Here is a 12,821-nt window from a genome sequence, read left to right on the forward strand (position 1 = left end):
TCCCCAATTGACAACATCACCCGCGCGGCCACAAGCGCTGTCGCACTCAGCCCGCGCGACGATACTGCCCCGGCGAATGGCCAAAGCGGCTGCGGAATGTCTTGATGAACACCATGGGCGAGGCAAAGCCAGAGGCCATGGCAATCTCGGTCACGCTCAGGTCCGTCTCACGCAACAGGCTGCGCCCATGATCCAGCCGCAGATCGCGGAAAAAGCGATAGGGCGTCTTGCGCAGGTATTTGACAAAAAGCCGCTCCATCTGGCGACGTGAACAGCCTGCGGCTTCGGCCAACTCGTCCATGCTGATCGGCGTCTCGATATTGGTCTGCATCACCTTGATCGCCCGCACCAACAGCGGATTGCGGCTATCCAGCGCATTGCTGATCGAGGCACGCTGCGGCCCGCGTTCTGCACGACGCTGGCTATAGAGGCACATATCGGCCACCACATCGGCAAAAGGTCGGCCATAATCCGCCTCGATCATTTCCAGCATCATGTCCGTGGCCCCGACCCCGCCGCCACAGGTGAAAATCCCCCCATCCACCTCGAACGTATTGCCCGTCACCTCGACCTCGGGAAATTTCTCGCGAAAGGCGGGCTGATTTTCCCAATGCAGCGTCGCCCGCCGCCCCTCAAGCAGCCCCGCCTGTGCCAGCGAAATCGTCCCGGTGCAGATGCCCCCCACCCGCCCGCCAAAGCGCGCGTGCTGGCGCAGGAGCGACAGCAACTCCTTGCTGCCCGTGCCCGTGCGCACCGTGCCGCCACAGACCACCAGATCGGTCTCGCGCGGGAAACTCCCGAGCGATTGATCGACATTGACGGACATGGCGCAAGAACTGACCACCGGCCCCCCATCCTGAGAGGTGACGGTCCAGCGATAGAGCGGGCGCTGGGCCAGTTGATTGGCGATGCGCAGCGGATCAAGCGCCGCACTGAACGCCAGCAGCGTGAAATCGGGCAGCAGGTGAAAGGCAAAATGCCGGGCGGGTCTGGTCGTCTCGATCGCAAAGAACGCCGCCCCTTGCGGCACGATCGCCTTGCGCGTCACATGAGTGTCATTCTCCGGGTAGGACATGACAGGCTTCGGGCTCCCAATGCAGGGTCAGGGTGCTTCCTGAATGCAGATCAACAGAGGCCAGTTCACCATGACTTTTATGCACCTTCAACTCTTCACCTGACTCTGTCTCGAGAAATAGGATGGCCGAGGCACCGACAAACTCTTCGCCCACCACCCGCGCACGAATACCAGCCACGCCTTCGCCCACGGCACCGATCTGCATCTTCTCGGCGCTGACGACAAAGGACAGCGTATCGCCCACGGACTTTGCAACGGCTTGGGGGGCCTTGATTGCAAATCGCCCATGTGCGGTCTCGACCTGCCAGAGATCTCCCGCCTTCTCGACCAGCTTGCCGGTGAATATATTGGCCGAGCCGAGGAATTCCGCCACAAAGCGGTTGCGCGGCGCGTGATAGATTTCCTGCGGCGTGCCGATCTGCTCGATCTTGCCCCGGCTCATGATCACCACCCGGTCGGCCATCGAAAACGCCTCGGACATCGAATGGGTCACATAGACGAATGTGATGCCCAGATCCTTTTGCAGGTTAGAAAGAACCGCCTGCATCCGCACCTTGAGATGCGCATCGAGCGCCGAAAGCGGCTCGTCCAGCAACAGGATCTTCGGCTCTGTCACCAGCGCACGGGCCAGGGCCACGCGCTGCCGCTGTCCCCCCGACAATTGCGAGATATTGCGATCCGCGAATTCGAGGATCTGCATTTTTTCCAGCCATATGCGCGCCCGCTGCGCGCGCTCCTCCTTGCCCACGCCGCGCATCTTGAGGCTGAATTCGACATTCTCCTGCACGGTGAGAAACGGGAAAAGCGCAAGGCTCTGCCAGACCATCGGCGTATCGCGGTCCCAGGTCGCCTTGCCGTTCACCCGCTCGCCATCAAGATAGATGTCACCCTCGCTCGGGTCTTCCAGCCCCGCCAACATGCGCAGCGTCGTCGTTTTGCCACAGCCGGACGACCCCATGATCGCCAGAAACTCGCCGCGCCCGATCTCGAAATCCGCGCGTTCCACGGCGGTGAACTCGCCAAACTTCTTGACCACACCCTCAAGCCGTACAATGGCGTCGGATTTTACCTGGGTTTGCATATTCATGACCTGTCCTTTGTCGAATTGCGCAACAGCATCTGCGCCAGAATGATCAGCGTGATGGAACTCAGAAAGGCGAGCGAACCGATGGCATTGATCCGCGGGCTGACCTGCCCCTGCAGAAACCCGAGGATCTTGACCGGCAACGTTTCATTGAGGCCCGAGACGAACCACGCCACCGCGAATTCGTCGAATGACACCGCCATGGTAATGAAAAGCGCGGCCAGGATCGCAGGCTTGGCAAAGGGCAGGATGACATGGCGCAGCGTCGCCCATTCATTGCCCCCCAAATTCCACGATGCCGCCTCCAGATCCGGGTCCATCTGTGACAGGCGCAGGCGGATAATGGCCATGGCAAAGGGGCTGCACATCACCCCATGCGCGATGATGATCGAAATCGCGCTACCCGATAGGTTCACCCGCGACAGGAACGCCAGCATCGCAAGCCCCATGATCACCACCGGAATGGTGGGCGGCAACAGCGCCAGCGCGAGATACACGTTCTTGCCAAAGAAGTTGTAGCGAAAATCCGTATAGGCCCCGCCAAATCCCAGTACCGTGGCAATCACCGCCACGATCAGTCCCACGACCACGGTATTCAGGAACCCGGCCCAGACGAACGGGTCCTCCCAGATCAGCCGATACCACTCGGTCGATAAATGCCCCAGCGGCAGCGACGGGAACCGGTCCGAATTCAGCGAAAAGACGAAGCTCCCAAGGATCGGCGCAAAGATGAAGAGCACGCAGGCCGCGATATGGAGTTTCAGCGCGCCATTGATCAGACGATTGTCATTGCCGGTCATTTGCCGCGCTCCTTGTAGGCATAGGTGATGGCCGCTAAGGCCACGCTCAGCAGCGTGCCGATCATCATCAAGGCCACCACGGCGGCACGCGGCCATTGCTGCCCGGATTTGGTGATGTCGGTGATCAGGATCGAGAGCGTCGGTGGATTGCCCCCGCCAAGATAAAGCGGGCTCACGAAATCGCCGAACGAGAGGATAAAGGCAAAGAGCGCGGCTATCACCAGCCCCACCCGCGCCGAGGGCACGATCACCGCCAGAACCGTGCGCAACCGCCCGCAGCGCAGGTTATGTGCCGCCTCGACCAGATCGCGATTGACGAAATTCAGGCTGAACACCTGCAACAGGATCACCAGCGGCAGGCAGAGCGTGACCATCCCCACCAGCGTGCCGAACGTGGTGTTGAGCATGCCAAATGGCCCGATGCCCAGCATCCCCAGCACGGCATTTATGATGCCCTCATCCGACAGGAACACTTGCAGCGCATAGATGCGCACGAGGTAGCTGGTGAAGAACGGGATGATCAGCACGAAGATCAGCCATTGCTTGACCCGCTCCGACAGCTTGAACGAAATCGCATAGGCCGCTGGAAAGGCGATGAAACTGGTCAGAACCGCACTTGTCGTGGCCAGAATGGCGGTGCGCAGATAGGCGTCCCAAAACACGCTCCGCGTCAGGATGCGTTCCCAATTGCCGAAATTCAGGTCCGGCATCATCTGGAAATTGCGCACGCTCCAGAAACTGATGGCGATCAGAAAGATCAGCGGCACCGCAAAGAAGGCCAACTGCCAGATCAGGAGCGGCAGCGCCAATGTGAGCGAATAAAGGCTGGGTCGGGTCATGGAATACGGCTTTCTCAGAGGCGGGGGGCGGTGCCGGGGTCTGGAGAAGGGGACCCCGGCCAGACCTTGCGTCAGGCGCCCTTGTAGTCGGACCAGAAGTCGTTCCAGTCCTCCAGGCTTTGCTGGACGGGCAACTGACGATACCGGATGCGACCCTCGCGGATCATGTCCATCGCGTTATACTGGCCCAGCACCATGTTCTGCCGCTTGGCCTCGGCGGGGTTGGTGGCGTTCAGCACCTCCCAACCTTTATTGTTGGGGATCAGCGCCGGATAGGCCGCCATATCGGCCGATTTCGCCTGTCCTTCGGCCGAGGTGATCCATTGAATCCACTTGCGCGCCATGTCGTAATTCTGCGTGCCCTTGCCGATCGAAAAGGACTCTGTCCACTGCAACCCACCCTCTTCGGGGATCGTGGTGCGCACCTTGGCACCGTTCTTTTCCAAGACCCCGGTGATCCAGTCACCAATCCCGGCAAAGGCCAGCATCTGCCCGTCATTGAGCGACGAGAACGTGCCGCCATAGTCAAAGAACCCGCCGACCTGACCGCGCAGCGCCATCGTGGCCTCTTGCACCTTGTCCCAGCCCGCTTCGTCAATGTCATAGGCCGACCCATTGCCCGCCGCGAGGCTCATTTGCCCGAGGTTCGGCAGATGCCAATCGAAATGCCCCAGCTTGCCAGTCACGCGGGAATCCGAGAACACCGCATAGCTGGCCGCGTCCTTCTCGCTCAGCACATCGGTGTTATGCGCCACCCCCAGAAAGCCAAACCGCGTGATGACGGAATAGAGGGTATCGCCCTGCCAATGGCCGGGGAATTTCTGGAACTCGGGGTAGAAATCGTCAAAGGCATAGTCGGCGGCATCCAGCGCCTCGATATAGCCTGCCGCGTTCAACTGCTGCACATACTCCGCGTCCGACAGGATCACATCATAGGTGCCCGCGGGCGATTGCGCGATCAAACCCAGCATATTGTCGCCGCCGGTGTAGTATTTCGGCGTGAACTTGACGTTGTTCTCTTCCTCGAAGGCGCCCACGATGTCGGGCTCTGCATGGCCATACCAGGCCAGCATCGACAGGTTGACGGTCTGCGCCGCGGCCCGGATGGACAGGAAGGGCGTGGCCAGCGCGGCCCCTGCGGTCATTTTCAACAGGTGGCGGCGGGTGGGGGATTTCAGGGGCATGTGAGTCTCCATGTTGGCAGGTATTTTTATTTGATTAAAAGGGTTTATTCGGCGGCCACACGGTTCCGCGTGGCGAACTCGGTGCGCAGCGCCGCGACGATGCCGCGCGTGCAGACGTCCAGCAGGATGTCCCCCTTTTCCGCCGTGGCATTCTTGGGCGAGGACAGCGTGCCGCTTGCCGGTGTCCAGTCGGGATGCGGCGGGTAGACGTCATAGGGCGGAAAGCTGGCAGGCGCGTGATCCACGGCCCGCTCCAGCGAGACGAGGTCCGGGTAAAGCCGCAGCATCAGCGAGGTTTCCAGCACCCCGCCGTGCTCGATATCCCAACCCAGAAACCCCTCGGGATAGAGCTTGGCAATCGCTGCCTGATCGACGAAATCCCAATAGGACAGCACCACGACCTTGGTGTCATGGATGCCCGACCAGCCCAGTTCGCGCAGCGCAAGGTCGATACCCTCGGCGATGAACCAGGAATTCTCGAAATGGCCATTCACGATGCAGATCTGGCGATTGCCATGGCGCGCGAATTCGCGGATCACATCCTTGAGCGCATTCACAAGGCTTGCGCCATCAAGGCTGGTCGTGCCCGGAAAGAAATTACCGCCGCCGGATTTCTGCTGCGACTTGTAGCCATAGGTAAAGGGCGGCGCCACCAGCCCGCCCACCTCTGCCGCCGCGCGGCGCGCGAATTCCGTGGGCAAGAGCACATCCACATGCATCGGCATATGATGGCCGTGCTGCTCCATCGACCCCAGCGGGATGAGAATCGGAACAGCCCCCCGCGCCACCCGGCGCTGATACTCGGGCCAGGGTAATTCTGCTGCAAAAACGGTTTCTTGGGCCATGTCATCGCCTTTCTTGTCGGATTGACAGACCCTAGAACAGCTTGCGTCATGCGCATAATTCATAGTAGCAATGCTTGAATAAGGATTCTTAATCATGCGCCAATTCGTGAACCTGCAAACCGACCTGATCCGCACCTTTGTCACGGTGGTAGATCTTGGCAACTATACCGAAACCGGTCAGGTTCTGGGCCGCACCCAACCCGCTATTTCATTGCAAATCAAACGGTTAGAGGATCTGGTTGGGGCCAAGCTCTTGCATCACAAGGGCAAGGTTCTGGAACTGACACCGCAAGGTCACGCCCTCATCGGCTATGCCCGCGAGATGCTGCGCCTGAATGATCGCGCCGTCGCCAACCTGCACGAGGCCCAATTCATGGGCACGCTGCGGGTGGGTTTGCCCACCGATTACGCAATTGGGTATTTCCAGCGCATCATCGCGGATTTCGCCCACGCCAATCCCGACGTCACCTTCGACATTCGCTGCGACTGGAGCCGAAATATTCTGGGTCAGCTGCATGTGGACGAGTTGGACCTGGCCATCGCCATCACCGATACGATGCCCGCGCCCTATGTCTCGCTCTACTGGTCCGAACGCCCCTTCTGGGTCTGTGGGCGCGACTATCAATTCTCGCTCGACAAGCCGGTCCAGATCATCGCCCACCCCAAGGGTTGTTTCTACCGCAAGCGGATGATCGACGCGCTGAATACCGAAGGGCGCGAGTGGCGGATTTGCTTCGAGAGCCCCGGCATCACGGCGGTGCAGAACGCGGTGCTGGATGGAATGGGCGTGACCGCGCTCACCAAAAAGACGCTGCTGCCGGGCATGCGCGTCCTCTCGCCCAAAGAGGGATTTCCGCCGCTCGCCAATCTGCACGTCGGCCTCTTCTACAAACATATCAAGGCCTCTGACGCCGCGCTGAAACTGATCGAACAGATCACCGAAGGCGTCAGCGCCTTTCGCAAACCGACCCATGCGCGCAGCTGATCATATTTCCATCCCTTATTTTCAAATCAAAGCTATTAATTTTGTTCGACGCCTCTTTGCTGGTAGCGGATAGCAATCCAAGCCAGTGAGGAGAGACCCAAATGCTTGACGACATGCTGCACGTGACCCAATGGCACAATGGAGAAAAGGACTTTTCCCCTTTTTCCGACAATGAAATGGCTCGTCGCCAGAACGAATTGCGCGGCTGGATGGCCGATAACAACGTCGATGCGGCGCTCTTCACCTCCTATCACTGCATCAATTATTATTCAGGCTGGCTCTATTGCTATTTCGGCCGCAAATACGGCATGGTCATTGACCAAAAGAACGCGACGACCATTTCCGCAGGTATCGACGGTGGCCAGCCCTGGCGCCGGACCTTCGGCAGCAATGTCACCTATACCGACTGGCGGCGCGACAATTTCTATCGCGCGGTGCAGGGCCTGACCAAGGGCGCGCGCCGCATCGGCATCGAATTTGACCATGTCTCGCTCGACTATCGCCAGCTGTTGCAGGATGCCTTGCCCGGCGTAGACCTGGTGGACGTGAGCCAGCCCTCGATGTGGATGCGCACCATCAAATCCGCCGAAGAGATCAAGCTCATCAAGGAAGGCGCACGGATTTGCGACGTCGGCGGCTATGCCGTGGCCGGGGCGGTTCAGGCGGGCGTGCCCGAACATGAGGTGGCTATCGCGGGCACCAATGCCATGATCCGCGAGATTGCCAAATCCTTCCCCTTCGTCGAACTCATGGACACCTGGACATGGTTCCAATCGGGCATCAACACCGACGGTGCGCATAACCCCGTGACCAACCGCGTCGTACAATCCGGCGACATCCTCAGCCTCAACACCTTCCCGATGATCTTTGGCTATTACACCGCGCTGGAACGCACGCTTTTCTGCGATCATGTGGACGATGCCAGCCTCGACATCTGGGAGAAAAACGTGGCCGTGCACCGTCGCGGCCTGGAACTGATGAAGCCCGGCGCGCGCTGCATGGATATCGCCATCGAACTCAACGAAATGTATCGCGAGTGGGACCTGCTGAAATACCGCTCCTTCGGCTATGGCCACAGCTTTGGTGTGCTCAGCCACTATTACGGCCGCGAGGCGGGCGTGGAACTGCGCGAGGATATCGACACCGTGCTGAAACCCGGCATGGTCGTGTCGATGGAACCGATGGTGATGATCCCCGAGGGTCAGCCCGGCGCCGGCGGCTACCGCGAGCATGACATTCTTGTCATCGGCGCGGATGGGGCCGAAAATATCACCGGCTTCCCCTTCGGCCCCGAGCATAACATCGTCGGCAAAGGCTAAGCGCCCTTGCGCGGCACGCTTGAAATCGCGATTGCGGCGGCCAGTGTCCTGATGACGCTGGCCGCCGTGGCCCTTGCGGACCGGCCCGCCAAGGCGCTCTTGTCCGGCGCGCGCGTGGTGCTCGTGCCCTATGCCAGCGGGTCAGGCGCGACATTGCCACCGCAGATCAGAACCGCCACCCGTTCGCCCGGCGCAGGCCGATAAGCCCCGGACAAAAGCGCCGCCAGCGCCGTGGCCCCCGCCGGCTCCACCAATTGCCGCACCTCCCGCCACAATATCGCCTGCGCCTCAAGAATGGCCGCATCGCGCACCAGCACGCTCTGCACCCCCTGCCCCTGCGCGAGACCTAGGCAGATCTCCCCGATCCGCCGCGCGCCCAGCGCATTGGCCGCCACCCCCGACACCTCGACATCCACTGGCGCACCCGCCCCCAGCGCCGCATGAAGCGCACAGGAGGTTTCCGGCTCGACCGCCACCACCCGGCGACGCGCCCCAAGCCATCCCAAGGCCCCGGCAATCAGCCCGCCGCCGCCCACGGCAATCAGCACCGTGTCCGCGTCCAGCCCCTGATCCTCCCATTCCGCCAGCACCGTGCCCTGCCCCGCCACGGTCGTCTCGGCGTCATAGGGATGCACCTCGATTGCCCCGGTCGCCACGCGCCATTCGGCGGCACGCGCCGCCGCTTCGGCATAGGCCCCCGGCACCACCTGCAAATCGGCCCCTTGGGCACGGATGAGCGCGATCTTGGACGGGCCGGCAATCTCGGGTACGTAAATCCGCGCGCGGTGTCCCAATCTCGCCGCCGCATAGGCCACCGCCGCCCCGTGATTGCCCCCCGAGGCGGCGACGATCCCCGCCTCTGGCACGGCCGTCTGCAAGAGCGTGTTGAACGCGCCACGCGCCTTGAAGCTACCGGTATGCTGCATCTGCTCGAGCTTGAGCGCGACGGGCACGCCCCCCAGATCGACCTGCATCACCGGCGTGCGCCGCACATGCGCGGCAATGCGCGCCCCCGCCTCGGAAATCCGCCCCTGCCACGCCATCGCTCACACCTCTTTGCCTTTTCTTGCTACGCCAAACCCTATACGCCTGTTCTCAAAGACCCAAGCAAGGATCGCCCGCAATGAAAGACGACCGCCTCAGCCAGTTCCGCGACGCCGGCTCCGACCGCTCTACCGCCGAACTGGTGCCGGACACGCCCCAGACCCGTGCGCCCGCTTACCGTCTGGCCTTTGCCGATCCCGATTTCATGTGCCGCGACGAATTGCGCCCCGTGCGCCTGCAACTCGAACTCTTAAAGCCTGAAATGGCCCTCAACGAACACGGCATCCAGAGCACGGTCGTCCTCTTTGGCGGCGCGCGTATTCCCGAACCCTCGCAAAAGGACACGGCGCGCACCAAAACCCTTGCCGATCTCTCACGCTATTATGACGAGGCGCGCAAATTCGCGCGGCTGATGACCGAAAAATCCCTCACCCGCGACGGGCGCGAGTATGTCATCGCCACCGGCGGCGGTCCGGGGGTGATGGAGGCAGGCAATCGTGGTGCTGCGGATGCGGGCGGGGCCTCGATCGGTCTCAACATCGTGTTGCCGCATGAACAGGCGCCCAATGAATACGTCACACCGGGGCTTTGCTTCAACTTCCACTACTTCGCCATCCGCAAGATGCATTTCCTGATGCGCGCCCGCGCCATCTGCGTCTTTCCCGGCGGCTTCGGCACGCTCGATGAGATGTTCGAGGCGCTGACCCTCATTCAGACCGACCGGATGAAGCGCGTGCCCTTCCTGCTCTTTGGCGCGGCCTTCTGGCAGGGTATCATCAATTGGCAGGCCCTCTCCGAGGCCGGCACGATCAGCGCCGAGGATCTCGACCTCTTCCAATTCGTCGAAACCGCGGATGAGGCCATGCAGATCATCAACGACTGGCCCCAAAGCTGAGAGATCAGGACCGCGCCTGCGCTTCTTCTTGGTTCAAATACTCAAATCAACCACCGCCTCGCAATGCGGCGGTGCCGCTCAGATGATCTCGTCCTCGTCAAAGAGGGCCGCCGCCTCGAGATGGGCGCTGATCCCCCCCGCCGCCGCCTCGGCGCGCGGCGTCTCCGCCACATGGCAGAGCGCGTCCCCCTCATAGACCACCGGCAGATTGGTGCGCCCGATGATGATGCCCGTCACATCGGCCACCACCTCGGTCTCGATATCGCCAAAGGCATTCGCCACCGCGCCCAGCACCGTGCCCGGCTGTACCGCCGCACCCACAGGCAGATAGCCCCGAAACAGCCCGCCGCGCGGCGCGCGATACCAGCGCGAGCGTGCGGCGCGGATCGGCACTCCGCGCGCACGCGGCACGCCCTTGGCCCCGATCATGCCCAGATGCTGCATCACCCGCAGGATACCGCTGACCCCCGCCCGCGCCGCGAATTCGTCAAACCGTAGCCCCTCGCCCCCCTCGTAGAGCAGCACGTCCACACCTGCCTGTTCAGCGGCCATGCGGAGTGAACCATCGCGCAGCTTCGACTCCATCATCACCGGCGCACCAAAGGCGCGGCCCAGCTCTTCCAGCCGCGTATTGCCCGGCGTCAGGCGGATCTGCGGCAGGTTCGTGCGGTGGATGGCCGCCGAATGCAGGTCGATGCCCACATCCGCCCGCCGCACCACCTGATCCATGAAGATATGCGCCAGCTGCGACGCCATTGATCCTTCGCTCACCCCCGGAAACACCCGGTTCAGATCGCGCCGGTCGGGCAGATAGCGCTTGTGATTGAGAAACCCGAAGGTGTTGACGATCGGCACTGCCATCAGCGTCCCCGCCATCGACATCAGCGGCGTCGCCTTGAGCAACCGGCGCATGATCTCGACCCCGATCACCTCATCGCCGTGGATCGCCGCCGAGACAAACAGGACCGGCCCCGCCCGCCGCCCATGGATCACCTCCACCGAGAGATTGACCGGCGTGTGGTTGGACAGCGTGCTGACGGGAATATCCACTCGCGCGCGCGTGCCTGCCTCGACAGAAACGCCACCGATCTCAAAGGGTTTGCGCCGGCTCATGGCATCCTCGCTCTCTTCGTTGCCGAACGCTATGGCAATTCGACCGGAACTGTCCATGGGGCTTGCAGGCCCGCGCGGCTCTGGCCTTTGCCTGTCGCGCATGGCACATAGTTCTGCGACGCCGCCAACCCGAGAGGGCCGCACCATGACCACCGCCTTGCATGACGCCCGCCTCAGGGCCGTCTGCGCCGCTGTGCAGGACACGGGCGCGCGCACACTCCTTGATCTGGGCTGCGGCGCGGGCGATCTTCTCTTGCGTCTGGCGCGCGTGCCGGGCCTCACCCACCTGACCGGGATCGACATTGATCTGCCCTCGCTGCGCGACGCACAGGCACGGCTGGCGGACCTACCCCCCGAGGCGCGGGCCAAGGTGCAACTGGCGCAGGCGTCCATGACCGTTCCACATGCCAACCTGCGCGGCTATGACTGCGCGTGCCTCGTGGAAACCATCGAACATCTGCCCCTTGCCGATCTCAACCGGCTGGAACGCGCGCTCTTTGCCGATATGCGCCCCGGCCATGTGATCGTGACCACCCCCAACGCCGAGTTCAACCCGGTGCTGGGCGTGCCCTCCCACCGCTTTCGCCATCCGGGGCATCATTTCGAATGGGACCGCACCCGTTTCCAAGGCTGGGCCGAGGGCGTGGCGGCGCGGCATGGCTACACCGTCACCCGCCACGACATAGGCGAGACGCACCCCGCCTTGGGCGGGGCGAGCCAGATGGCGGTGTTTGCCCGGCTGGGGTGAGAGTTCCACCCCAAGTGACGAGCCGCGCGGATCGCTGGGCCGGGGACTAGCGAAGCAAGGGGGGTGGCTGCCACTTTATGCCAGCCAAGTCCGTATGCCCCATCAGAATTGCGCTCGCTATCAAAATCGCTGGTCCGCGGGACGGCCCAGCGATCCGCGCGGCGGCGCTTTGCGCCTTGTTCCGCGCGGGGGACTTGGGGCTAAGCCTCCTTCAAACCAAACCTACCCCTTCAAACTGGTCTTGCGCAGATACGGCAACACCTTGTCGAAACTGCCAAACTTGGCCTCGGCCTCGGCATCACTCAGGCTGGCGGGGATGATCACATCCTGCCCCACGGTCCAATCCGCCGGTGTCGCCACGCCATTGCGCGACGTGGTCTGAAGCGCGTCGAGCGCGCGCAGAACTTCCGCGAAATTGCGCCCCACCGTCATCGGATAGGTCATGCTCAGCTTCAACTGCTTGTCCGGCCCGATGATAAAGACCGAACGCACCGTGGCGCTGTCGTTGGGTGTGCGCCCGTCGGGGAGATAGGCTTCGGCGGGCAGCATGTCGAACGCCTTGGACACAACCAGCCCCGCATCGGCGATGATCGGGAATCCCGCCGCACTGCCAGCAACCTTTTCAATATCGCCCTTCCACTTGCGATGGTCCTCGACCCCGTCAACCGAAACGCCGATCACCTTGCACCCGCGTTTCTCCCATTCCTCGGCCAACCGAGCGACGGCGCCGAATTCCGTGGTGCAAACCGGGGTGAAATCCTTGGGGTGGGAAAACAGAATTGCCCAACTGTCGCCGATCCACTCATGCAGCGAAAACGTGCCCAGATCGGTTTCCACCGTCAGATCGGGGATCACATCATTGATTCGAAGACCCATAGCCTATCCTTTCC

13 protein-coding genes are annotated in these 12,821 nt (G+C 62.1%); 4 read left to right on the top strand and 9 right to left on the bottom strand.

Going from position 1 to position 12,821, the window contains the following annotated elements; genetic code table 11:
- Positions 1-46 precede the first annotated feature (46 nt).
- The 6 genes from AACZ65_RS01450 to AACZ65_RS01475 form a co-directional block, all read right to left on the bottom strand.
- Positions 47-1,075, bottom strand: coding sequence for a GlxA family transcriptional regulator (locus AACZ65_RS01450; RefSeq protein ID WP_339667573.1), 1,029 nt, complete (start codon positions 1,073-1,075; stop codon positions 47-49).
- The gene (locus tag AACZ65_RS01455; RefSeq protein WP_339667574.1) at positions 1,056-2,162 is read right to left on the bottom strand and encodes an ABC transporter ATP-binding protein; all 1,107 of its coding nucleotides are present in this window, start codon (positions 2,160-2,162) and stop codon (positions 1,056-1,058) included. Before AACZ65_RS01455 ends, AACZ65_RS01450 begins: the two co-directional genes overlap by 20 nt.
- The gene (locus AACZ65_RS01460) at positions 2,159-2,959 is read right to left on the bottom strand and encodes an ABC transporter permease (RefSeq protein ID WP_339667575.1); all 801 of its coding nucleotides are present in this window, start codon (positions 2,957-2,959) and stop codon (positions 2,159-2,161) included. Before AACZ65_RS01460 ends, AACZ65_RS01455 begins: the two co-directional genes overlap by 4 nt.
- Positions 2,956-3,798 carry an ABC transporter permease gene (locus AACZ65_RS01465; RefSeq protein ID WP_339667576.1) on the bottom strand — a complete coding sequence of 281 codons (843 nt, stop codon included), beginning with the start codon at positions 3,796-3,798 and terminating at the stop codon, positions 2,956-2,958. The genes AACZ65_RS01460 and AACZ65_RS01465 overlap by 4 nt, the downstream gene beginning before the upstream one ends.
- A gap of 71 nt (positions 3,799-3,869) precedes the next feature.
- A complete protein-coding gene (locus AACZ65_RS01470; RefSeq protein ID WP_339667577.1) occupies positions 3,870-4,982 on the bottom strand; it encodes a spermidine/putrescine ABC transporter substrate-binding protein in 1,113 nt (370 codons plus the stop codon).
- A gap of 44 nt (positions 4,983-5,026) precedes the next feature.
- Entirely contained in the window at positions 5,027-5,827 is an 801-nt protein-coding gene (locus tag AACZ65_RS01475) for a creatininase (protein WP_339667578.1), read from the bottom strand.
- A 94-nt stretch (positions 5,828-5,921) separates the two neighbouring features.
- On the opposite strand from AACZ65_RS01475, the gene AACZ65_RS01480 reads away from it, so the two are divergent.
- Together AACZ65_RS01480 and AACZ65_RS01485 are read left to right on the top strand one after the other, a co-directional pair.
- Positions 5,922-6,812, top strand: coding sequence for a LysR substrate-binding domain-containing protein (locus AACZ65_RS01480; protein WP_339667579.1), 891 nt, complete (start codon positions 5,922-5,924; stop codon positions 6,810-6,812).
- A gap of 101 nt (positions 6,813-6,913) precedes the next feature.
- A complete protein-coding gene (locus AACZ65_RS01485) occupies positions 6,914-8,131 on the top strand; it encodes a M24 family metallopeptidase (RefSeq protein ID WP_339667580.1) in 1,218 nt (405 codons plus the stop codon).
- 128 nt (positions 8,132-8,259) lie between these two features.
- Here AACZ65_RS01485 and AACZ65_RS01490 read toward each other — a convergent pair whose 3' ends face one another.
- Entirely contained in the window at positions 8,260-9,174 is a 915-nt protein-coding gene (locus AACZ65_RS01490) for a serine/threonine dehydratase (RefSeq protein ID WP_339667581.1), read from the bottom strand.
- 80 nt (positions 9,175-9,254) lie between these two features.
- Here AACZ65_RS01490 and AACZ65_RS01495 point away from each other — a divergent pair, with 80 nt between their 5' ends.
- On the top strand, positions 9,255-10,070 hold the full coding sequence (locus AACZ65_RS01495; RefSeq protein ID WP_339667582.1) for a TIGR00730 family Rossman fold protein: 816 nt from the start codon (positions 9,255-9,257) through the stop codon (positions 10,068-10,070).
- Positions 10,071-10,148: 78 nt separating this feature from the next.
- Here AACZ65_RS01495 and AACZ65_RS01500 read toward each other — a convergent pair whose 3' ends face one another.
- Complete coding sequence (locus tag AACZ65_RS01500) at positions 10,149-11,183, bottom strand: succinylglutamate desuccinylase/aspartoacylase family protein (protein WP_037275327.1); 1,035 nt, start codon at positions 11,181-11,183, stop codon at positions 10,149-10,151.
- 145 nt (positions 11,184-11,328) lie between these two features.
- On the opposite strand from AACZ65_RS01500, the gene AACZ65_RS01505 reads away from it, so the two are divergent.
- Positions 11,329-11,931, top strand: coding sequence for a methyltransferase domain-containing protein (locus AACZ65_RS01505; protein WP_339667583.1), 603 nt, complete (start codon positions 11,329-11,331; stop codon positions 11,929-11,931).
- Between the two features lie 222 nt (positions 11,932-12,153).
- Here the strand turns inward: AACZ65_RS01505 and AACZ65_RS01510 are convergent, their stop codons facing one another.
- Entirely contained in the window at positions 12,154-12,807 is a 654-nt protein-coding gene (locus AACZ65_RS01510; RefSeq protein WP_339667584.1) for a peroxiredoxin, read from the bottom strand.
- Positions 12,808-12,821: the final 14 nt, after the last annotated feature.

The sequence above is a fragment of the uncultured Roseovarius sp. genome (genome assembly GCF_963972555.1).
Lineage (GTDB): Bacteria > Pseudomonadota > Alphaproteobacteria > Rhodobacterales > Rhodobacteraceae > Roseovarius > Roseovarius mucosus.

Coding starts and splice junctions, on each gene's coding strand:
- AACZ65_RS01450 (WP_339667573.1), bottom strand. CDS start 1,075: ATGTCCTACCCGGAGAATGACACTCATGTGACGCGCAAGGCGATCGTG.
- AACZ65_RS01455 (WP_339667574.1), bottom strand. CDS start 2,162: ATGAATATGCAAACCCAGGTAAAATCCGACGCCATTGTACGGCTTGAG.
- AACZ65_RS01460 (WP_339667575.1), bottom strand. CDS start 2,959: ATGACCGGCAATGACAATCGTCTGATCAATGGCGCGCTGAAACTCCAT.
- AACZ65_RS01465 (WP_339667576.1), bottom strand. CDS start 3,798: ATGACCCGACCCAGCCTTTATTCGCTCACATTGGCGCTGCCGCTCCTG.
- AACZ65_RS01470 (WP_339667577.1), bottom strand. CDS start 4,982: ATGCCCCTGAAATCCCCCACCCGCCGCCACCTGTTGAAAATGACCGCA.
- AACZ65_RS01475 (WP_339667578.1), bottom strand. CDS start 5,827: ATGGCCCAAGAAACCGTTTTTGCAGCAGAATTACCCTGGCCCGAGTAT.
- AACZ65_RS01480 (WP_339667579.1), top strand. CDS start 5,922: ATGCGCCAATTCGTGAACCTGCAAACCGACCTGATCCGCACCTTTGTC.
- AACZ65_RS01485 (WP_339667580.1), top strand. CDS start 6,914: ATGCTTGACGACATGCTGCACGTGACCCAATGGCACAATGGAGAAAAG.
- AACZ65_RS01490 (WP_339667581.1), bottom strand. CDS start 9,174: ATGGCGTGGCAGGGGCGGATTTCCGAGGCGGGGGCGCGCATTGCCGCG.
- AACZ65_RS01495 (WP_339667582.1), top strand. CDS start 9,255: ATGAAAGACGACCGCCTCAGCCAGTTCCGCGACGCCGGCTCCGACCGC.
- AACZ65_RS01500 (WP_037275327.1), bottom strand. CDS start 11,183: ATGAGCCGGCGCAAACCCTTTGAGATCGGTGGCGTTTCTGTCGAGGCA.
- AACZ65_RS01505 (WP_339667583.1), top strand. CDS start 11,329: ATGACCACCGCCTTGCATGACGCCCGCCTCAGGGCCGTCTGCGCCGCT.
- AACZ65_RS01510 (WP_339667584.1), bottom strand. CDS start 12,807: ATGGGTCTTCGAATCAATGATGTGATCCCCGATCTGACGGTGGAAACC.